General features: G+C 34.9%; 16 protein-coding genes and 4 pseudogenes. 11 read left to right on the top strand and 9 right to left on the bottom strand.

Features of this window, described 5'->3' with window-relative positions; genetic code table 11:
* Positions 1-67 precede the first annotated feature (67 nt).
* Entirely contained in the window at positions 68-1,228 is a 1,161-nt protein-coding gene (locus tag HXV90_RS02895) for a site-specific integrase (protein WP_269898316.1), read from the top strand.
* A gap of 903 nt (positions 1,229-2,131) precedes the next feature.
* On the opposite strand, the gene HXV90_RS02890 is transcribed toward HXV90_RS02895, so the two are convergent.
* Entirely contained in the window at positions 2,132-2,635 is a 504-nt protein-coding gene (locus HXV90_RS02890) for a hypothetical protein (protein WP_115673270.1), read from the bottom strand.
* 203 nt (positions 2,636-2,838) lie between these two features.
* Entirely contained in the window at positions 2,839-3,015 is a 177-nt protein-coding gene (locus tag HXV90_RS02885) for a hypothetical protein (RefSeq protein WP_269898315.1), read from the bottom strand.
* Positions 3,016-3,486: 471 nt separating this feature from the next.
* Here HXV90_RS02885 and catA point away from each other — a divergent pair.
* Positions 3,487-4,136 (top strand): annotated as a pseudogene (catA, locus tag HXV90_RS02880) (type A chloramphenicol O-acetyltransferase).
* Positions 4,137-4,649: 513 nt separating this feature from the next.
* Here catA and HXV90_RS02875 read toward each other — a convergent pair.
* The 4 genes and pseudogenes from HXV90_RS02875 to HXV90_RS02860 all read right to left on the bottom strand — a co-directional run bounded on the left by HXV90_RS02875 (position 4,650) and on the right by HXV90_RS02860 (position 7,729).
* Positions 4,650-4,838: a hypothetical protein gene (locus HXV90_RS02875; protein WP_054550360.1), complete on the bottom strand. Its 189-nt coding sequence runs from the start codon at positions 4,836-4,838 to the stop codon at positions 4,650-4,652.
* A gap of 208 nt (positions 4,839-5,046) precedes the next feature.
* Positions 5,047-6,323 (bottom strand): annotated as a pseudogene (gene pbfA / locus HXV90_RS02870) ((R)-1-hydroxy-2-aminoethylphosphonate ammonia-lyase).
* Positions 6,324-7,043: 720 nt separating this feature from the next.
* Positions 7,044-7,328 carry a hypothetical protein gene (locus HXV90_RS02865; RefSeq protein WP_269898314.1) on the bottom strand — a complete coding sequence of 95 codons (285 nt, stop codon included), beginning with the start codon at positions 7,326-7,328 and terminating at the stop codon, positions 7,044-7,046.
* Positions 7,328-7,729 carry a TraR/DksA C4-type zinc finger protein gene (locus tag HXV90_RS02860; protein ID WP_269898313.1) on the bottom strand — a complete coding sequence of 134 codons (402 nt, stop codon included), beginning with the start codon at positions 7,727-7,729 and terminating at the stop codon, positions 7,328-7,330. The genes HXV90_RS02865 and HXV90_RS02860 overlap by 1 nt, the downstream gene beginning before the upstream one ends.
* A 229-nt stretch (positions 7,730-7,958) precedes the next feature.
* Here HXV90_RS02860 and HXV90_RS02855 point away from each other — a divergent pair, with 229 nt between their 5' ends.
* From HXV90_RS02855 to HXV90_RS02845, 4 genes and pseudogenes are all read left to right on the top strand, one after another.
* Entirely contained in the window at positions 7,959-8,393 is a 435-nt protein-coding gene (locus HXV90_RS02855) for a LysE family translocator (RefSeq protein WP_333474116.1), read from the top strand.
* Entirely contained in the window at positions 8,302-8,499 is a 198-nt protein-coding gene (locus HXV90_RS23420) for a LysE family transporter (RefSeq protein ID WP_333474115.1), read from the top strand. Before HXV90_RS02855 ends, HXV90_RS23420 begins: the two co-directional genes overlap by 92 nt.
* 159 nt (positions 8,500-8,658) lie before the next feature.
* Positions 8,659-9,887 (top strand): annotated as a pseudogene (locus tag HXV90_RS02850) (MFS transporter).
* A gap of 1,349 nt (positions 9,888-11,236) precedes the next feature.
* On the top strand, positions 11,237-11,419 hold the full coding sequence (locus HXV90_RS02845; protein WP_269898312.1) for a hypothetical protein: 183 nt from the start codon (positions 11,237-11,239) through the stop codon (positions 11,417-11,419).
* Between the two features lie 125 nt (positions 11,420-11,544).
* Here the strand turns inward: HXV90_RS02845 and HXV90_RS02840 are convergent.
* Together HXV90_RS02840 and HXV90_RS02835 are read right to left on the bottom strand one after the other, a co-directional pair.
* Positions 11,545-15,671, bottom strand: a pseudogene (locus HXV90_RS02840) (chitobiase/beta-hexosaminidase C-terminal domain-containing protein).
* A gap of 749 nt (positions 15,672-16,420) precedes the next feature.
* A complete protein-coding gene (locus HXV90_RS02835) occupies positions 16,421-16,930 on the bottom strand; it encodes a ClbS/DfsB family four-helix bundle protein (protein WP_054550367.1) in 510 nt (169 codons plus the stop codon).
* 246 nt (positions 16,931-17,176) lie between these two features.
* Here HXV90_RS02835 and HXV90_RS02830 point away from each other — a divergent pair, with 246 nt between their 5' ends.
* Entirely contained in the window at positions 17,177-17,380 is a 204-nt protein-coding gene (locus HXV90_RS02830; RefSeq protein ID WP_048392560.1) for a hypothetical protein, read from the top strand.
* 174 nt (positions 17,381-17,554) lie between these two features.
* Positions 17,555-18,016, top strand: coding sequence for a DinB family protein (locus tag HXV90_RS02825; protein WP_269898311.1), 462 nt, complete (start codon positions 17,555-17,557; stop codon positions 18,014-18,016).
* Between the two features lie 465 nt (positions 18,017-18,481).
* Here the strand turns inward: HXV90_RS02825 and HXV90_RS02820 are convergent, their stop codons facing one another.
* A complete protein-coding gene (locus tag HXV90_RS02820) occupies positions 18,482-18,643 on the bottom strand; it encodes a hypothetical protein (RefSeq protein ID WP_004225101.1) in 162 nt (53 codons plus the stop codon).
* A 398-nt stretch (positions 18,644-19,041) separates the two neighbouring features.
* Between HXV90_RS02820 and HXV90_RS02815 the strand changes: the two genes are divergently transcribed.
* The 3 genes from HXV90_RS02815 (at position 19,042) to HXV90_RS02805 (ending at position 20,898) form a co-directional block, all read left to right on the top strand.
* Positions 19,042-19,593 (top strand): VanZ family protein, encoded by a 552-nt coding sequence (locus HXV90_RS02815; RefSeq protein WP_269898310.1) that lies wholly within the window; start codon positions 19,042-19,044, stop codon positions 19,591-19,593.
* Positions 19,594-19,595: 2 nt separating this feature from the next.
* Positions 19,596-20,465, top strand: a complete 870-nt coding sequence (locus HXV90_RS02810) for a hypothetical protein (protein WP_269898309.1) — start codon at positions 19,596-19,598, stop codon at positions 20,463-20,465.
* 142 nt (positions 20,466-20,607) lie between these two features.
* The gene (locus HXV90_RS02805; protein WP_269898308.1) at positions 20,608-20,898 is read left to right on the top strand and encodes a hypothetical protein; all 291 of its coding nucleotides are present in this window, start codon (positions 20,608-20,610) and stop codon (positions 20,896-20,898) included.
* Positions 20,899-21,868: the final 970 nt, after the last annotated feature.

Raw genomic sequence — 21,868 nt, 5'->3', positions numbered from 1 at the left:
GAAAGGAGTGATGCCAAAGATTTTCCTCATTTTTGTACCTGCTCGTGCTAATCGGAGGAAATCAACTATGGTTAGAAAAAAATTTTATAACACAAAGAAAGACTGCATTTACTGGTACAAGGATTCGGAAAATGAAAAGAAGTTCGCCTTTCGCTACAAATACTACGATAGATTTGGAAAGCGAAAAGAAAAATCTCAACAAGGTTTTGATACTGAACAAGCAGCTGAGCGTGCTTTGATTGAAGTTAAAGCAAATGTATTAGACGGAAATGATAGATATGTAGAAAATGCAAATTTAACTGTCGCTCAATGGATGGACATTTGGTTTGATATGAAGAAAAGTGTATGGCGTCCTGGTACGTATATACATTATCAAGAGTCATATAAGAATCATATAAAACCACTTATCGGCCATCACAAGTTACAGAAACTCACAAAAATGACTCTTCAAAGGGAATTAATTGATAAGTTAGTCTCTTATAAGTTAAAACGTGCAACCATTCAAGGGATATTTAGAGTTTTCAAGTCTGCTGTATCTTACGCTGTAGAGGAAGAAATCCTACCGAAAGATCGTTTTAAGAAGATGGATTTTAGCGCTGCACCCACTGGAGATAAAGAAAATTTTTATACTGAGGAAGAATTAAAAACTTTTCTATCATGCGTGAAAGATAACGATCCTACTACTAGATATACTGCTATTCTTACTTTAGCAATGACCGGAATGCGAAAAGGCGAAATGATGGGATTAACATGGCATGACCTTGATTTTAAAACAAAGTCTATTACGATTAATAAAGCTCGAACAAGAACAGGGCTTGGACCGCCAAAAAGCGATAACGGTTACCGTAAAGTTAGTATGAATAATGAATTATATTCGCAGTTAAAAATTTATAAAGCCTGGTGTATAAAGAAGAAATGGGAAAACAGTATGCAGCATAAAGACGAGGATTTTGTTTTTATTTCAAGACAAGGTTGCAACCCAATCGGTTTAACTTATGTTGAAGATGCATTAGACATGATTTGTACTAAATATAACTTAAGAAGAATATCTCCACATGGATTAAGACATACAGTTGCTTCTATTTTACTGGCGCGCGGTGAAACACTTGTTACAGTAGCAAAAATACTTGGAGATAACCCAAATACTATATTAAAAGTATACGTACATTCATTTGAGAAAGATGAAATTAAATCCATTGATTTAATGAATCAGTTTGCAAATGGATGAAATATAAGTTAATAGCAATATTTCATCAAATTGGGGTACTTTTTGGGGTTCGCTTTTACTGTGACCCCTCCCCTCCCTTATATATCAACGTTTTATTCTTTTTTCCATCCAAATAATATAGTTCGCATGGTACACCACGCCCATTTGGTCGGTCTCTGCATACCGTATTTCAATCTGTTTCTCACTCACAAACATTTTCTTCACCTCGTCCTACATTATAGCGCAAAAGTGTTGATTTGGTGGGGTTTTTGCTCTACTGATTAGAAAAAGTTAATAAATTGTAATTTAAAAAAATTTGAAATTAGATTCAGAAAAAATATTTGGTAAAAAATGTTTTTTCTGTTTTTACCCGTTGTACCCCACTTAATTGGGGTACAAAAATTTAAAAATAAAAGATCCTGGTCAGGTACTGGAAATCAAAAATGTAATTTTTTAACAAATGAATTCAAAGCAAAAAAAGGTTTTAGTTTATAAGTTTTCAATAAATATGATTGAGAAAAACCACTCATCACTTTATTAGAACTGCCCCGTAAAAGTTAAACATCAATCTAACTTTACGGGGCAGTTCACACACACAGTTGTCTTTTATTCATTATTATTTTATTGACTATCCAAAAATTATAAAAAAGGCAATAAAAAACATCATTGCGAATGAACCTATAGCAATTAATACATTTACAAATGACAGCAATTCACTCGCTCTTTCATCCTTCTAAATAGACCCATGACAAAAGTAAACATACCTATATTAGCAAACACACTTGTTAACAGCTTTCCTACCCAATCTTCCTTCTTTGCAAAGGTTGAATGTGCAATGCGAGATGATATAAATTACAATAGCTAATAGACTAATACAGGAAAAAATCCATAAATCTCCAATATATCATTTGGGTGCAAAATCCATTAGATACATCCTTCACTTTGCATGAAATCTTCAATCTTTTTCCGTACTACTGCTGGGGAAATTAGTTGAATATGTTCCCCTTTATCGTCACATGTAAAAATTCCTTTGAAAACTTCAGGCATAGCGTCGTACTGTTTTTTTAACTGTTCATTAAATTTTTTGAAACAGTCATATTGATATTTTTCCAATAAATAAGGTATTAGAAAAGATGAACGCAAGATTTCGTATTCCTGATAATTATATGGTGTACTTTCTGGTCGCCTTTTTAAGATTTCCAACATCTTTTTCATTAAAATCGCAACTTCTTCTTCGCTTGCATAGGCAGCATATCCTCTAATCGCAGTTAGCCGCATATCCAAATATCTCTCTTTTTTATATACTTTGAGAAAAAAGTCCTTTCCGTTCTCAGGCAAGTCAAATACTAATTGTTTTAATAATACATTACGTTTAGCAATATCCTTTGTATTAAAATATGTTTCCATTATTGAATTTCTTTTGTCCATATATCACACATCCTTTCCTAAGCTACGAAGTTACATTTTGTTTTTTAACAATACAGTACGAAATAGTTACTATATTTCTGTTATGTCAAGCTTACCATTTCCAACATGTCTTTACGATTTTAAGCGTTAATTTTCAATATCGTTTTTAACATAAATATCTAAAAACTTATTCCTAGGAATAACTACTTCCTATCCAACTACACTCACCCTCTACTGCTAAATTGTTGACTCCATTCCTCGTAACTTACGAATGGTACTACAACACTTGAAGGCTTCACCTCTTTGTACGCCTTATTAAAAGCTTGTTTGTAATTTAACCCTAAATCAGACATATAAGCATCAATACGAACAGCCGATTGCTTTTGGTAGGTATCGTCCATGTAGTCTCTGCCTCATCGATACTCTGGTAACTTGCCATTCCATATATATTTTGTGCCAGCGACACTGACTATCCATCGATGCAATGCCCCATACCATAATGTTAGTAGCCTTCATTATCAGCTTTCTGACCATCTAGCTTTCTATGTGACTTACTAACCCTTGTATCAAGTGATGACATCCAGACTTTAGTGAGCCGTTTTAATTGTACTAATACTACTATTTATTGTATTTTTCGGCGAAGAAATATTAGAATTTTTCAAAGATGCCCTTCCTGAAGACGATTTCTCATATTGTGCAGTAGTTTTTGATTAGCAGTTTAAGCTCGCTATGCTAATCTAAATTAATAATCGAAACCGTAATAATATGTTAAGATTAACTTATATAAAATTAAAGGAATGATCTTATGAAAAAAGCAGTCAAATTAGCTTCCTAAAATTATCTAGATTTTAAATTTTAGGAGGCTTTATAAGATGAAATTCAATAAAATTGATATTAATAATTGGGAACGAAAAGAAATTTTCAATCATTTCTTAAATCAACAAACGAGCTTTAGCATCACCAGAAATATTGATATTACTGAACTTTATAAATTACAAAAGATAAGGGATATAAATTCTATCCTGTATTCATCTTTTTAATTACTCACGTGGCAAATTCAAATAAACATTTTAGAATGAACTTTAATTCTGCTGGAGAGTTTGGCTACTGGGATAAGGTAGTCCCAATGTATACTATCTTTGATAAGACATCAGAGTTATTTTCAGCCATTTATACAAATACAGATGAAGGTTTTAAAAAGTTTTATGAGAACTATATTTCCGATACAGAGAAGTACAATGGTACAGGAAAACTGTTTCCTAAAACACCGATACCTGAAAATGTCGTCAATATTTCTATGATTCCATGGACTTCTTTTACTGGTTTTAACTTAAACGTGAATAATAGCCCAAATTATTGTTTGCCGATAATCACTGCAGGTAGGTTTATCAATAAAACTAGTAATATTTATTTACCTTTATCCTTGCAGGTTCATCATTCTGTCTGCGATGGTTACCATGCAGCTCTATTTATGGATAGATTTCAGACTCTTGTAGAAAATAAACTAGAGTTTCTTATATAAAGAAAACACGAAACACTGACTAATCTCTTTTAGTTGGTGTTTTTACTAACCTGTAGGAAAACAGGGTAGTATTATGTGCTTTATTTTGTGTTCCTTGTATCTGATTATTGTCTTTCTGCTTTCCTTCTATATCCACTCAAGTTACTGAACAATATCTTTCTAGTAATCGATTAACCAATTGAGTTCAATGCTCCTTGCATCTGCGTTTTCGCATAGCCAATCATTGTTTTAAGGTTTCCAATTCCCTTTCAACTTTCAGGCGGTTACCCTTTTCATTTTCATACATTTCAAGTATTTATTCTTTTGTATTTTCCTGCTTGCCCAATTTAGTGATCTGTAAGAATCCCTAAACTGTTCAAACGTGTATTTCCTATCGTTCTTTATAGCGTCTGCCAGTAAAAAAACAGAATAAAAAGCCACTCAAAATGAATGGCTCAATCACAAACTTAGTATTAAATTCTCGGACTAAAAATTATTACTTATCTTGCCAACAATTTTGTTAGTGGCACTACATTATTGTAATCGCTCTAAATCCTGATATTCTTTCATATAAGGACCATCTTCTGCAACAAATGAATGATACAATGCCTTTACTGCGAAATTTTTCTCTAAACCCATTTCAGATTTTAGCTTTTTTAATTCATCATGCAATGTTCGATGTTCATTTATAAGCTTTAGCATAACTGTCTTATTATATTTCATTACATCCGTCCTTTTTGTTTACAACATGAAAGCTATAATACACTATTTTCACTTATAACTGCAAGAACAGCCTTGAACACCCCACCTCCATCGTCATTTGTTTGTTTTGGAATGTTTACATCAAGTTTCTTTATATATAAAAACACCTCATATGAGATGTTTAGTTGCTTCAGTCTAGTAAATTGTATAAATTCTTCATAAATCTATATTACTGTCCTAAAATCTCCTGGATAGATTGTTCTAAAATATCCATAGCCAGTTCTAATTCATGTTCCTTAATGATAAGTGGTGGAGTGAGAGTAAGCACATTTCCTTGGGATACTTTAAAGCTTAATCCCTTTTCCATACATTTATACATTACTTGCTCTGCTTCAGATATAGCTTTTTCTTTCGAATTTCGGTTTAATACTAATTCTACTCCGTATAAAAGACCGATTCCTCGAACATCACCTATAATTTCATACTGTTCTTGCATCTTTTCAAGACGTATCCTCATATAATTTCCTAATTGATTAGCCTTATCAATTAATTTAAACTCCTCGATATAATTAAGAGTAGCCAATGCTGCTGCACAACCTAATGAACTTTTTTCATGAGTGTAATGACCAAGTGCAATATCTTGGGCAACATCAAGTTCTCCTTTTACCAGCATCGCTGCCATTGGAAAAACGCCTCCACCCAATCCTTTTCCCAATAATACAATATCTGGAATAACTCCAAAGTTTTCAAAAGTGAACATTTTACCTGTTCGCCCTAAAGCTGTTGGAATTTCATCAAAAATCAATAATATATTGTTCCTATCACAAATATTACGTAAACGTTGATAGTACTCTTTTGGTGGGATATGCACGTCTGTACAACGAACAGGCTCTAAAATAATTGCACCGATTTCATTTTCTCTTTCAAGTATATACTCAAGATAGTCAAGAGATTTAAATCTACCATTGTCATCATCAAACAAACCACGATATGAATTGTAAGGAGCTATATGCAGACTCCCTGGCATTAAAGGACCCATACCGTTACGGAAAAGTGCTTCTCCTCCAACTGAAATAGCGTCTAAAGAAGCACCGTGAAATGAATCCCACATAGAAATAGTTTTAAATTTGCCTGTTACCTTTCTAACAAGTTTTAAAGCCATTCCAACAGCTGAAGTTCCCCCAGGAGTCAACAGTACTTTATTTAAACTTTCTGGTGCAATATCAACTAATTTTTTGCCAGCTGGATCGCAACTTTATTTGTATAACGTCTTGGTGAGAATGGAAGGATATCTAACTGCTCTTTTACTGCTTGAATAACATATTCATTACCATAACCTATTTGATGAACATTATTTCCATGAAAATCCATATACTTTCTTCCATCTATATCCTCTATGTAAATTCCATAGCTTTTTTCAATAATATTTAAACAAGGAGTAGAAAGAGATTGATGTAAATAATACTTGGAATCATCGTTTAAAAGCTCAAATGATTCTTTGCTCAAGTGTTTTCCTTGCCATAAAGTACGAGTTTTGTTAAATTAATGTCCCCTTCTGTTCTTAAAACTTCAATGTTTTTTCCATTATTTCTTCTCCTCTCATTATAGGTAATTAATTTTTTTACTTAAACAAAATAACATTTGTTTTTTAATTAGATATTAATATCTTGTAAATCTTTTCATCTAATAACATTTAGACGTAGTGTTGTGAATCAATAATAATAATCTATGCTCATAGAACACCGACGAACCAAAGGGGAGAAAAATTTGGTCGAATTTCCAAATAAGAAAGTAAAGTTCCCTGAGCACTAGCTTCAACTTTAAGCATTGGTAATTATTTGCTCTCAAAACCACACCAAACTCTGACCTCTCGACTCGAAGTGTTTTGGCTGTATGACGCAGTTTTCAAAGCAAAAGAAAAAGCCTCCATCCTAAGATGAAAGCTTAAATATTATAGTAATCCTCTTGGCAAGAGCTCACTTGTAACTCGTGATAGAGCGACACCACGTTATATGTCATGCTCCAAACAGAATTTTATGGAGTGCAGGTCGATCGTTGGTCTGTCTTTCCCTAATATTGAGGTTATTGAAAATACCACATGACCTACCTCCGAGTTTACATCCTATTTTTCTTATTACAAAACATGCTGCAAGTTTTGCATTTGTTCAAAACATTTTATTAAAGCATTCATTTATAACAATTGCGCCTATCTTTTTAATCCCACATTTAATCCTCTAAATAATCAAATTTTCTCGCGTGTTCTACTTCCTGAATGGAAACTTGGCGTGTTAATTCATCTGTTTCAGAGATATGGTATGAATCCCATTCGTCATTAACGGCAATTTCTTCAGGATCTTCATATAATTCATCATAATCTTCAAAATCTCCTTCAAAATCGGAAGGCGTTTCAGAAGTTCCATATTTTGCCACAACTTGAAACATATCTTCATAATCATGAATATCATCCTTGTCATCACGGCCAGCAAAAGAATTGTCAACTGGAGGAAGCATCACTTGCTCTTCAACCGGTCGATCTGTTGGAACGTCTTTTGCAGTATGTTCAATACAAAAGAGGTATAAGGCAGTGCCACCAATCGATCATATGGGATATCTTGTTGACAAACTTCACATACGCCATAGGTACCATCCTCAATCTTTTGTAAGGCCGTATTTACTTTTGCTAACTCATCATTGTCATGGACTTTTAACGCCATATCTTTTTCACGCTCGTATAATTCGGTACCCAGATCTGCTGGATGATTATCGATTGTGGACAACTCATCAACAGAATCCCGTAAACTACCTCGTTCTAAATATTCATCATCTGTATCCATTCTTCGTTGGAGCGAGTGTTTTTGCTCAATTAACATATTTTTTAGCTTTGATATCTTCTTCTCATTTAGAATAGTCATCACGTCCTTTTCATTATTATGAACGAATTTGATTGAATTATTTGTTTTAAAGGATAAATTTAAAGACAAAAACGAAACTATATTCTTTGATAAATATGCTATATATAATTAGTTTAGCGTGCGATAAGGACATATTAAATCCGCATGTTTTTTATGCCCTTTTAGATTGTCCTAAAAGTTATTGCCTTCGAATAAAATGCAATTACATTTGATTATTGGAGGCTATTTTATGGATTCTATATTTACTTTTATCTTTTTAGGCATATCAATGGCTGCAACAATTGGACCTGTTAAGACTGTCCTATTGAATACAGGTTTAAAAAATGGTTTTTTTCATGCATGGTTTTTTAGTCTTGGTGCCATAGCGACTGACATTATCTATATGTTTATCGTATATTTTGGAATTGGCCAATTTATCAATTCCATCTGGTTAAAAACAATCCTTTGGTCCTTCGGCTGTTTTGTTCTTTGTACACCGGAATCGAAAATTTACTGTCGCTACATAAAATTGAGATGGATTCGAAAACAGGGAAAGGACACGACTGAGACAATCCCTCATGACTGGATTTTTCATGTCTTTTTTGAATCCGCTAACCATCCTTTTCTGGCTGGGAATATACGGCTCCATACTCGCAAAAACGGCTGGTATCTCAACAGGGTATGAAATTATTTTGGTGAGTATCGCCATTTTGATGGGCATTATTTTTGTAGATTTTATTTATGCCTTTTATCCAGTGTCGCTCGAAAATTATTATCTATACAGCTTTTGAAAACGGTCTCTTTTATCTCAGCCTTATTAATGATTGGTTTCGGGATCTACTTTGGGATGCAGGCTTACCAAGTGTTATTCCAATAAACTCACCGACAGCGCATAAAATGAACATGAAAGGAAACCATACCTTTAAAAGAATATTAGTCGAGGTGTGGTAATGGACCAAGAGAAGGTTAATGTAAGTGTCTGGTGTATTGTAAGTTTGACTTCTATTCCGCTCATCATGACACTTGGAAATTCAATGCTTATTCCCGTGCTCCCTATACTGGAGGATAAGGTCGGGATCACATCATTTCAATCGAGCATGATCATAACAAGCTATTCAGTCGCAGCTATTTTTCTGATCCCCGTAGCTGGCTATTTATCGGACCGCTTCGGCAGAAGAATGGTCATATTACCAAGCTTAATTTTAGCTTTAATCGGTGGTCTGATTGCTGGATTTGCTTCCTGGAAAATGGATGACCCATACGCAATGATTATCGCTGGAAGAATTATTCAGGGGATTGGGGCCGCTGGTGCAATGCCGATCGTATTGCCTCTTGTAGGTGACCTATACCAGGATGATGATGAAAAAATAAGTTCTACATTAGGGATAATTGAAACGTCTAACACGTTTGGGAAAGTGTTAAGTCCCATTTTAGGATCAATATTTGCTGCATTTTTATGGTTCCTGCCCTTCTTTTCTATTTCAGCGCTTAGTCTGATTTCGATTACTTATTTTTTTTTTCGTTAAAGCTCCTAAAGATGATGATGAACCATTGAAGCTCAAAGAGTTTTTACGGAATACAAAAAAGTTTTCAAGGAGGAAGGAAAATGGTTATATACCGTATTCCTTAACGGGGTCCTTGTGATGCTCATATATTTAGTATGCTATTTTTCTTATCAGAAAACCTCGAAAAAGTTCATGATATAAAAGGGATTAAAAAAGGGTTTGTCCTGGCCATCCCACTTTTATTACTTTGTATAGCTTCATTTATATCTGGTCGAAAAATTAAAGGAAACCTGGGAAGGATAAAAAAAATAATCATTATCTCTTTGATTGCAATGTCCGTTAGTATTGTCTTCGTTGGGTTTACAAGCAAAAAACTGATTCTTTTATTAGTCGTTACGAGTATAGTGGGGATTGCTATTGGTGCACTATTGCCCGCACTTGACACAATTATTACTGACAATATTAGAAAAGAGTTAAGAGGAACCGTATCCTCTTTTTACAGCTCAGCACGATTTATAGGCGTTGCAGCAGGCCCTCCTATTATGTCTCTCGTCATGAAAAATTATCTCAATGCCAGCTATATTACGGCAGGTGTATTAGGATTTATTCTCCTGTTTGTAGTCTTAAAGTTTATCAATGTAGAGGATATTGAAAAAAACAATGAAATGGCATAAAAATAAAGAGCTTTAGACTGAATGACCTTATTTGAAAGCACATCGTTTATCCAGATCTCATACTAAAATAATTCCGCTTAAAAATACTTTTAGAAATAACTTATAAGAAGTAGTCTCTCGGCTACTTCATCTTTTGTTGTCGTACTGGATAATTTCATGAGCTTCGAATAGCGCGTATGCTATCCCATCAAGCAATCTCTGAAGTACTTCAACCTCTCGATCCCCATGCACTATCGAAATTTGCTTTTGCACCTTTTCCTTAATTCGATAATTTCCTGTATACAACGGTTGTACCATCATATGCCTTTGGTAATGTTGATTCAATCACTCCAATTTAGCTATTGTTATCAGCTTTCGTTACTGGCTGCCTTGCTTATTCGATTGTTTCAGCCATCTTTAGTAACTGTTGTTTGCCCTGTTACATAGTTTCTTCCTCCTAAGTTACGATATACTACGTTTACTAGATTGTCTTTAAAGGCATCAACCAATTCGAGCTGTAGCGTCTGCAAACACTACGGCTTTTTTTATGTATTTTTATTTGCAAATTAATAATTGAGTGTATCGCACACACTTAGTGGCGCTAGTTGACCGTCACGGCCTCTCTCATTTTAGGAGGGTCATTACCAACCCAGTGACACTAGTTACTTTCCTCAAAGTGTACAGTAAAGTTCCTTTGTTTTTATGACACTCACCAATAAACATAGAATAGGTTAACTAAAAACAAAATTTGTGTTAACCTTTATACATACCATTATTTGGAGGTGTGTGTGTTGACTGACAAAAATAAAATATTACTTAGTTCGGTTGGCAGTTTGGCTTTATTTACTTTAGGAGGATACAGGATATTCACTAACAACTTAGAAGTTATGTCCATACTAGTAGCCTATATTTTCTTTATTTGTGGAGTTATAGGCTTTGTTTTTAATGTAGTAAGGTTGTCAAAAACTCCACGTACTTAGCATTGCTTCGTTGCAATGCTTTTTTCGTTTCCCATAGTCATTCATTCTTTCATCTGCACAAAATATTGATTTGGTCGAGTTTTGATCTAAGGAAATTGGAACGTTGAAAAAAAGAGGGATCCTTTTCTTGATGGTTAAGATAAATAGTGATTTTTCTAATATATTCACTACCATCTAAACTTCTATAAATCCTTTTAAGTGGGGTATACTTATAAATAGTTTTATGCATTAAGCATGAGTAGTTACTCTTATAGATACAATGCGTCCCTCATTTACCTCCAACTGAAATAATTGTATTGAAAGAAAGGTTGGATGCTAATCTTTGATAAAAAGAAACTGCTTTGGGAGTGGAGTAAAAATTAGTGCTTATTTAAATAAGGGGATGATAGATTGAAATATATTTCTGCTTTGATTGGATTTATTTTTATTTCCTTTGGCAGTTTACTAATGAATATCACTGAAAATGGAGAGACATTTACAAATGTAACATTAAGGATTTCAGGGTTCTTTGCTTTAATTATCGGTTTAAAATTTATTTTTCCTAATATGGGCTTTATAAAAAGTAAAAAATAACCAAGTAATCATATGGACACTTGGTTATTTTTTGATTAATGAACAACTTTTCAGTGTTATAGGTTAATTAGCAAACAACCCAGCACCAAATCAATATAGACTAGTGCTGGATTGTTTTTTAGATACTACTTAAATTCAATTTCCTCTGCCGAAGCCCCTTTAGTATACGTAATGGTCGCTCCATCAGGTAAATTTCGTATTTCTTTTACATTTTTTCCTTCGATAATAATTTCACCAATTTTCGTACCTTTAAAGTCAATAATCGCATTTCCTTTTTTGGACTAATCGTTACTGTTTTATCCGCAAATCCTTCCCCATGGAATTCAGCATATTCACTAAATACCGCAATTCCATTTTTAATATTCGTATTTTTCCCTAACGATAGCGAAATGCTTGGGCGATTCATGATCAGTTTACCTGTTTTGTAGTTATCAAAATTGTATACATTTTCAGGTGTTATTGGTGTTGGTATTTCCTCATTGTCTGCTTTCAAATCAATTTGAACTAATACTGGGTCATGATCTGATGCACGGCCTTGTGCTTCTGTAAAGTTCGCATTTATATGAATCAAGTCAATTTCTGTAACGTCAGCAAGCTTATTCGAAACTAAAATATGATCCAACACTTGATTGTTTCCTTGGAAGAAGTACGTAAAACGATCTTGCTCCGGGGCTTTATCTATCATATTCGTTAAAACATCACCCTTTAACGTTTGAAGAGCTGGTGTGAATTCAAAGTCATTCATGTCCCCTGCTACAATGATATTTAAATCTGGATTAATGGCAAGTCCTTCATCGATAAAATCATTGATGGCTTGAGCAAGCTGAATACGTTTCTTTACTGATTCTAGCACTGGTGGCTGAGTTGGTCCCCAAAGTGAACCATCTCCACCTTTAGAGTTTAGGTGAGCTCCGATAATCACTACACGTTCTTTCTGGAATTCAAATTCGGCTGCAATTGGTTTTCGTGTATCTACAAATTTTGATGGATCAACAAAGCCAGGATTTAAAGCGAGACTTCCATCTGCTGTCCACGTATTGGTTTGGTCACCCATCCCTTTTATACCTGACACTAATGAAACACGTTCTGGATTATATAGGTAACCTACACGAATATTACCGCCAGGTGCACCACCTACTGTATTGTTAATTGGCATGACATCAATCCAATCATACGCAGGACCACCCGCAGCTTTAATTGCATGAATTAATCGCATATAGCTTTCCGATGCATCCGCATTTCCTGAATCAGTTTGTCCATCATTATCTTGAACTTCGACTAATGTAATAATATCTGGTGATTTCATATTATTCACAAATGTCCCTGCAATTCTGGCTACTTTTTCGTTTGTTGTATTGGCAGGATTATTTGAAAAGTTTTCGATATTATAGGAAGCGATATTTAACTTGTCCGCTACTGGTTCAAGATGCGTCACTTCTTGCTGAAGATTCGCTTTTGTCACTTCTGGGAAGACTTTATTTGTGTTCAGTCGATAGCCATCTGTAAAATTCTCTACAAATCCGATAAGGGCATCATTAAAACGATCACCTGAATCATAATTTTTACCAGCTACCCCTTCAAGCATAATTTTTTCTGGGTTATAATCATCGGCCGCTATATTTAAACCACCATTCACATTGAATGTATTATTAGTTGTGCTCGGTACAACAATTGGAGAATCATTATTATAAATCGGTCCTATTACTCTCGCATCCGGGAATGATACCAGCATATACTCGATAGATTCCCAAAAATCGATGCCATCTTCTTGTGGGTCAAAAATTGCAAAACTATCATTATCGATAATTTTATTTGGTGGCAACAGATCCTCCCCTATCACAAGGGCTTCTGGAGTTCCTGCTATACCTGTTTTTGTAATATTTGTTGCTGCAATTTGTGTATCTGTCAATCGAGAGTTGCCACCCGCCTCAACTACATTTCCTGAAACGTTAATAACGTCCCCTACTGCTACATTATGTCCTGTCTTATTTACTTTGATAGCAGTTGATTTTACGCCATCAAATGACGACTCGTTTTCTTGCATAATAAAGCTAGTTGAATTTAAAACGAATGTTACAATTCCCGCCACATCATTTACTGTTAAATCGACATATGGTGATTTATGGCTTGCCCCTTGAATATCGCTAATCTTGGCATTTTTAGTATCAATAATTTCATAAACAAATGTAGCAATTGCACTGTTCGTTAATCCTTCTTTCACTGCAATCGCTTTAAGCGTCATTGGTTTATTAACAAGGATTTCCTCTGTATACTTTGCACTAGCTGTTGTTGGCGTTGAGCCATCCACTGTGTAATAAATCGTTGCTCCTTCCGTCATTGTAGAAAGGGAGACTTTCGTGCCAGCTGTTACGCCCCCGACGTGAGAAGCTTTGATATCCTGCACCTTTGTTACATCTTCAATAACGCGAAGAGGGAGCAATTGATGGTTTGTATATTGACCAACAATCCCTGTAATTTCCCCATAAGTTTTTCCACTCACTAAACCAGAATCTCTTGTTTTATCGTAAATAGCAAATGGGCCTACTTCGTCAGTACCTGTAAAGTTTTGACCCGAACCAGTAATAGTAACATTTTTAATTGTAACTAGTTTCGATTCATTGTCTTCCGCAACCTCATTACTTTTAATAAGATGTGGCTCTGGTATTGTCGAAGGAACAGGCATACCAACAAGTGAAATATTCGTTAATTGCTTTAGACCGCTATATTCATCTACTCGTCCTTGCACCGTCACTCGATCACCGACATTTGCGGCAAGACTATCCACAGGATAAATGGCTATCGCCGCCCCATCTTCATCTTGAATGTGCGCTGTAGCCGTTTCTAATTTTGCTGTCACGATCCCTGATACGATAACAGTTTGCCCGATTTCTTTATTACGAGCTTCCGTAATAGATATAACAGTTGGCTCTTCTTTAACCGTATAATCAAAGGATGCAATGTCACTATCGTCTAGGCCTGTTGCAGTAGCAAATGCTTTTATAGTCATGGCTTCATTTATAACAATCCCCGCTGCTGCATCATAAACCTCACTAGCTACTGACGGTTCAGAACCATCGATTGTGTAATAGATGGTTGCATTTGGGGTATTTGTAGATAATGTTACTTTCGTTCCTGCATAAACTTCGCCTGTTGCTGGTAAAGCCTTAATATTCTCTACTTGTGTTGGCTCATAGTTTGATACTAATTGGAAGCTTTCCGCGCTTAACGTTTTTAATTGATAGGTCCCGTTAAAAATTGACGCAATCCCTGTCACTGTGATGACATCATTGTTATTGAAACCATCTGCTTCAAACTGAGAGAACTGATAGCCTGTACGGTTATCATGGCGAATTAACAGCTCGTTATTTGCTGCATCGACTGCTTTAAATTCAAATGTACCATACGTACCAGATGGCGCTAAATCTTTAATCTTCACATTTTCAAGTGTGATTAATCTTCCTTGTGTGCTATCATCCGCAATCGGTAAATTTACTGTCTGCGGTGTAGGTGCCGTCCCTGTAGAAATCCGTTCAATTGTCGGTGAATTAAATTGAACTTCTCCACTATATAAACTAGTTTTCCCTGTGATGCCGACAATATCTCCAACAGCTAAGCTCCCTGCTTCTGCAGAACTAGAGAAGACATATACCCCTGCTGTCTCATCCTGTACATAGAAGGCCTTGCCTCCCCAGCTACCAGGTAATGTCGTAACCGTCCCTTGAATTTGAACTGTGCGGTCTGTTCCAACAGCTGCACGAGCTTCGGCAATTGTTGCTGTCTCGGGAGGATTTGGTTCAGTAGTATCGTCCCCAACAAACTCCATTGAAGTTGGTGATTTTAGCCCTGCATGGTTGCCAAAATATTTTTCCAGTGAACCTGTTATTCTAACTTTTTTCCCAAGATTACTTGGGTTAGTAAATAATCCAAAATTGGCTCTATAGGAGCTTGGTAATTGAATATACAGCATTTTCGTGACATCTGTTTCATCTGGTGTATCAGCAATCGCAATATTTGTGTCACTATCTGCTATCACAGAATAAGAAGTTTCACTTTTGGCGAACCCTACTATATATCCCTCTACAGTAACATTACTCTTTACTGCGGTTGGATCAAATTGATTGACCGCTTCCCCCACTCCAATTGCTTCTGTCGTTTCGGCCTTTACAACTGTGAAGTAAGGTGAAATCATAGAGATTACAAGTAAAAATGATAACGCTATTTTGGTAACGACATTACATTCATATTTCTTCATTCGCTTAGCTCCTTATGATTTTAGTCTAAAATAATCTTTTCCTTAGGTTTTACATGGAAGTTATTATTCAATTACTGTGTTCCCTACAACGGTTAACCCATCTAAAGAGAGGGTTACATTCGGTGCATAAATGATTAAATCTCCCGAAATAGTACCTGTACTACCAGTGCAATCGGTGTTACTACAACCGCTGAAGCTGTTAATGCGTTCAAATACTTGGATTTCCCCACCTACTCATACTTTGCGTAATCCCTCCCTATTCCTGTTTAGTAAAGATAAGTTTTAAATCCTCTTAACAAAATTATCGGTAATTATCAAACAATACCAAAATATTGTTTAACATAATAATTTTAACAGAAAAATAATAAATACTTTGTTATTTAATATGAATATTCTAAATTCTATGTAAAATAGTCCATATTTATCTTTTACAATAGTCATTCGAATAGTAGTTTTATATTATGTAATTACATTTTCGTATGAGCTAATGTACCAGCTCAGTTCCGGCGGCATAAAAAAACTTCACTACTTTTGTAGAGAAGGACTGACATGACACCATAATAGCAGCTCGCTGAAAGATTGTTGCTTGACTGATTCCCTTCCACCTCCTTCATATGAAGCATCGAGATACAGTAAAACGCACCATAACCCATCGCACTTGTTGTCATAGTGGATAACAAAAAGCCCTCCATTTGTGGAAGGCTAAAGTCAATTCGTTTGGTTTGTTATAGTAAGGAACATCTAATCTTTTAAAGGTTCATCTTCTTCCATTTACGAATTTTAGTTCTGAAATTTGTAAATGGAGCAACTGAGTTAATATGAACCCATTTCCAAACAGGCCAATTAGCTTGTGTTTTTGCCCATCGTCTTTGATCAACTTCAAATAATTCCTTTTCTGAAAGGGTATTTAACCACTCACATAAATGATTGACAGCTTCATTAAGCATTGATTGTTGTTCCTTCAAAGAGTACTCTCCGTATTGTTTATAAAAAGAGTTATACAATCCACTTAGATTATTCCATTTATAGCCTTCTGCAGGTGTATGTACTTCTTCGCCCTTTTGTTCTTTTTGCTCCCAGTGAAGCAAAAGATTTATCCAACCAAGTTGATAAGAAAGATTTTCAGACGGCGTTTTATCAACTTCTTTAATCCGTTTGTTTTTCAAGATTTCTGGTATATCATGAAATTCGGCAATATATTTTTTATACTTTTCGTTAATCGTACTAATCAATTCTTCTTTGTTGGCATACTGTCTCACTCTATTTCCGTCCCTTCCACCTATTTCTTAAGTTCAGTCTAACATAACGCGAATACGCTAATTTTGAAATTTTTTTAAAAAAGTTGTTATATGGTAAGTGTTACCTTCTATTTTTTCGGTGGATGTATAAGTAACCAAAATTTACACACACTAACCTTGAGTGTATCACCCATAACGAGTGAAACAGAGGGTTTTATTACGTTCTTCTTTTCTTATGTGTGATGATTAATAATAGAGGTGCTTGAAGTGACTACATTCGGAAAATGCTTATATATCGCATTCTTCATCATTATTTTTTTATTTACAACCATTTGGAATTATATTAAAAATGGTCATTGGGCTTTGCTAGAAAATTTATTCTTTGCCTTTTGGGTGGCCAGTTTCTTATTCATGGCATTACTACTCAGAAGTAAAAAAGAAGAATCGGAAAAAGCTGAAAATAGAAGCTGATTTGCCTGTTTTAACTAGTGTTAAAATCCGCATCTATATTTGCTGTAGCTCTAATAAGCTGCAGCTTTTTTATTGTTGCATTCATAAAAGCTAGTCAGAACTACTATTTTATCGGTATATTAAAACTTAAAATGTTATACTATTCAATAAATTACTTTGAAGAAAGGAACGTGAATGATGGAGGCGAAGACCATTTTGTTAGATCAACTTTTAGCTAATGCAAATGACCCAAGTTGGTATATCTCATTTTCTGAAGTCGTAGAAGGGTTAACTGAAGCAGAAACCTTTTGGAAACCCGATTCTTCTAGCCATAGTATGGCTGAAATTGTCCAGCATCTAATCTACTGGAATGAAATTTGGCAAATACGGTATCGAGAAAATCAAGTGAAGGCTCCTTCGCAAACAAATAATGCGAATACGTTTCTAGTTAAAGAGGAGGTAACTTTCTATGAATTAAAAGAAAAGTTATTACATATCCTACTTAAGTGGCAAGAATTAATTGAGGAAGAGCAACTTTTATCTATCGTAAATGGGTTCCCTGTGAAGGCGCAATGGTGGGCCATCATATCTAATGCCGCTACCCATAATGCCTATCATATTGGACAACTCGCCTATTTACGTAAAATGGAAAAATAGACATTTATATGCTATATTCTTAAAATAGGACTACTGTTAATAGTCCTATTTTTATGTGCTGCCGCTTATTTAACTCAAATAACACCAAAGGAAGATGCATGTGAGCCTAGAAGAAATTACACAGATCTATTCATTTTACTTCTTCACGACACCAATTTTAGTAAGATTAATTGTATTTAATTTTATTTTTAAAGCCCATAAACATACTATGGTTATTTTATTGGATGCGATTGTTTTAGTATCAACCACTATTTGGTTAATATTGATTAGAGAGGTCATTTTCCCTTTGCCTTCGTTAACTTTAAATGTATTTAGTGTACTCTACATCCTATTGATTATTGACATTTCTATCAATTATAATCGCTTAAAAAGGCAGAGCTCCTTGAAGTAAAAGCCCAATTTATACATATAAACAAGCTCCAAATAAAAGAAAAAAGCATCTTTTTTCAAGATGCTTTGCTCTTACTATTGGGGCAATTCTTCTGGTGTTTTCTCAAATTCAAGTATATGTCCATCAACTTTTGCTCTTTCTAGTTCCTCAATAAATTCTTCCTTACGTTCATCAAGTCTGGAGTCAAGTGTGTTTTGATAACCCGGAAATAGATTGTAATCTACTGGTTTCCCCATAAGTTCACCTCTTATTCTCAGCTTTTTTATTTATTATAGGGTATATTGATATTTTCTGACAATTGTTTATGTCAATTTTGATTACAAGGACTGACAAGACAATACAACGGAAGTCTTATAAAAAACGCCTACCTATACTTTATTGCCCATAAAATTATGCTGATAAATCGAAACAGCAAGGTTTGTTTTTGCCTCTAAACGTGCAATTTTCACAAACTTTGTTGATAATCCCTAGACTGTTCCTCCCCTTTTTTACGGAAAATAAAAGCATTTTCCCTCAAGTAGATATGCTACAAAATCTTAAGAAATCTTCATAATTTTTCTCAATAATTATTAATAATTACCATTTACAATAAGAAAAGTCGACAATAGATTAACATAGTTAGGAGCATCTTGTCTTGGGCGTTACAGATATTATGAATAACATTCGAATTTTAATGTTGCCAGTCATCCTTATAGTTGGTGCTGAGTTCTTACTTATTGGACTTTATTATTTCCTCTATCATAAAAAACAACAGTCAAATCGAAAAAAAATAAACTTTAAGCAACTGATACTTGTAGCACTCTTTATCGGCTATATTGTATTTGTGTGTGAACTAACGATTTTTGGGCGTGGTTCTTCCCATTTCATGCAAATGAATCTCCAACCATTTAGTGGCTATATAGATGCATGGAAGAAATACTCGTTACGTGATCTTCAAAATTGTATTTTTAACATTTTAATGTTTGTGCCACTAGGCATTTTCTTACCTTTACTTTTCTCTAAATTTAAATTGTTTAAATGGCTTCTTCCTGTAGTGGTGATGGCAACCTTATCCATTGAAACGTATCAAACACTTACAGGAGCAGGGATTTTCGAGCTTGATGACTTAATCAACAACTCGCTTGGTGGGATTATTGGATACCAGTTCTATAGACTAGGATCTTCCATTGTTCAGCATAAAAAATAAAAATGAAAAGTTTGATCGGAAACCTAGCCATTCCTCTCATGATGGGTTTGATTTTTATTGGCATGATGATTGTCTACGCTCAAGAGGAATTTGGTCATTTAGCAATTAATGCCTACACAAAATCAAATATGTCGGATGTTGATGTAACCACCTCATTAGATTTACATACAGCATCTACCGTTGCCCCCATGTATAAAAAAATAATTCATACAGATGAAGTTGAGACTTTGTTGCAAAAGAAATTTGATTTATCAGAGTTAAGTCGGCAGGATATTAGTGGTGATCGTGAGCTCTTATTGAAAGATAAAGCCGAGAACTCGTATACGCTATTTATTAATTCAGAGGGAAATTGGTCGCTAACAGACGATCTTTATACGCCCGTGCAACCTTCTTTAGCTGTGCAAGAGACACTTGTGAAGAAGGCAAAGAGTATGATGGATGAGCTTTCTCTCCTTCCTAAAGATGGGGAGTTTACAGCTTTGGATAATGGTGTATTTGAATGGACGCTTCCTGACCAAGCTGAATTGAACCAAGATTATTGGCTTGGTGAAGTAGAGCTCGGTTTGAAGCCAGATGGTAGTTTGTATTCATTATCGTATAATATTCATGAGCATCAATTGATCCGTGAAGTAAATATTTTGTCACCTGCAGAGGTGTATGAGCGAATTAAGAAGGGCGAATTTCCACAGATAAAATATAATGCACTCGTAACAGAAGAAGAACTGTTGATAAAAAAAGGCGATCAGCTTACTGTTGATTTAATAGAGCTCTCGTATATGTATGATACAAAAGATTTCTATCAACCCATATACAGAGTTTCTGGTACATTCAATGGAAAAAGTTGGTTCACATTGATTCAGGCGAGAAAGTAGCTTTTTTGATACCGCTAACTAAGGAAAGCCCAGACTTGATACTGGGCTTTCTTTTTATATGAGTTGAAACAGTTAATTTCTCTTTCAACATCTCAAACTTTGGACTACTTCTAACAAAACGGTTAGCCCATCTGGGAATGAATTGGTTGTTCAAAATGACGGTGTCTATCAAATCACCAATTCGATTAATGCGCAAGCAACAGCAGCCCCTGATCCTGATCAACCATTTTTCACAGTGAGCATTACCGTCAATGGTCAACCGATTTTTTTAAACGGCATTGCAGTCTTTAATGTTGTCAATAGAAGTAGCTCGGCCTATGTGGTCCAAGCTACATTAGCCGCAGGGGATTTGGTGGGAGCCAGTGCAGCTTCAGATTCCTTCGTCGCTAGTTATGCTAACCGCTCCTTAACGATTGTTCAATTGAGTGGTTAGATTAAAAGTATATAAAGGACAGTAGCTCTCATCTCTAAATTATAGAGAGGGGATCTTTTTGATTTGACTAAGAGAGTATTCGGCTCTCTAATACTTCATTACATATTTCTTACTTATAATCAAGTGACTCCAAGTTGCATATAACAAAAAACCAGATGCTCTCTTTTGAGGAGCATCTGGTTTTATTGTGAAAGTGAATCTTACTAACTTACTTAGTTTTGATTCGTTATAATACTACGACAACTTGAGGCGCTGAACAAGTTAAAATATTTTCCAATAGGATTTTAGGGGGAATTAATGCTTTTTCAAGAAAATAAATCATTCTATCAAATTTTAAGTCTTTCTTAGTTTCATTAAAATAAGAAATAATGAAAATGACTGAACGTAGCTCATTGCACAGGGTCATTTACCGATGACAGCCCCACTGTATGGGTGGGTGACTGTTTGCTATTTTCACATAATTTAAAGTATGTTTCTACAAACTGAAATTGATAACAATGCTCCCTCTGCTCTAACTGAAAAATTTCTGCTGAAAGCGTGAAATCCACTTCATCATTCTCGCATGGTGATGGGAAAGCAATACAAGCAAGACATGGCTGTTACAACCATACAGGTCTCTATGGTTTTAACTATGATAGGTGAAGCTACTAACTTTTTCGTGCTATTCATAAAATATGCTGAAGAAACACGTCTGTAAAGGAACATTAAACAAAAAGACCAGTCACTCTTTTAAAGAGAACTGGTCATTTTGCGTTTAGGTTGAAGACTATGAAATATCTTCTTTCATAGATTAACATATTATTCTGAACAATATCTGAACAACCATACAAAAAAGACTAGACTCTCACATGATGATGTAAGCTCTAGTCTTTTAAGTGAAAGTGAATCTTACTAAATCTTGTCTAGCTTTAGATTCAAATTACAATACGAATGAACAGGCTAAAGGTTTCATAAATTTCTTTATTTTTTC

It is taken from the genome of Lysinibacillus sp. JK80 (assembly GCF_027557635.1).
GTDB classification, from domain to species: domain Bacteria; phylum Bacillota; class Bacilli; order Bacillales_A; family Planococcaceae; genus Lysinibacillus; species Lysinibacillus capsici.
Note: the sequence above shows the minus strand (reverse complement) of the source record. Positions and strands in the feature narration are given on the sequence as shown.

What these genes read in the sequence shown, in the direction of transcription:
- HXV90_RS02895 (WP_269898316.1), top strand. Translation starts at nt 68, where the DNA reads ATGGTTAGAAAAAAATTTTATAACACAAAGAAAGACTGCATTTACTGG.
- HXV90_RS02890 (WP_115673270.1), bottom strand. Translation starts at nt 2,635, where the DNA reads ATGGACAAAAGAAATTCAATAATGGAAACATATTTTAATACAAAGGAT.
- HXV90_RS02885 (WP_269898315.1), bottom strand. Translation starts at nt 3,015, where the DNA reads ATGGACGATACCTACCAAAAGCAATCGGCTGTTCGTATTGATGCTTAT.
- HXV90_RS02875 (WP_054550360.1), bottom strand. Translation starts at nt 4,838, where the DNA reads ATGAAATATAATAAGACAGTTATGCTAAAGCTTATAAATGAACATCGA.
- HXV90_RS02865 (WP_269898314.1), bottom strand. Translation starts at nt 7,328, where the DNA reads ATGCTTCCTCCAGTTGACAATTCTTTTGCTGGCCGTGATGACAAGGAT.
- HXV90_RS02860 (WP_269898313.1), bottom strand. Translation starts at nt 7,729, where the DNA reads ATGACTATTCTAAATGAGAAGAAGATATCAAAGCTAAAAAATATGTTA.
- HXV90_RS02855 (WP_333474116.1), top strand. Translation starts at nt 7,959, where the DNA reads ATGGATTCTATATTTACTTTTATCTTTTTAGGCATATCAATGGCTGCA.
- HXV90_RS23420 (WP_333474115.1), top strand. Translation starts at nt 8,302, where the DNA reads ATGTCTTTTTTGAATCCGCTAACCATCCTTTTCTGGCTGGGAATATAC.
- HXV90_RS02825 (WP_269898311.1), top strand. Translation starts at nt 17,555, where the DNA reads ATGATGGAGGCGAAGACCATTTTGTTAGATCAACTTTTAGCTAATGCA.
- HXV90_RS02820 (WP_004225101.1), bottom strand. Translation starts at nt 18,643, where the DNA reads ATGGGGAAACCAGTAGATTACAATCTATTTCCGGGTTATCAAAACACA.
- HXV90_RS02810 (WP_269898309.1), top strand. Translation starts at nt 19,596, where the DNA reads ATGAAAAGTTTGATCGGAAACCTAGCCATTCCTCTCATGATGGGTTTG.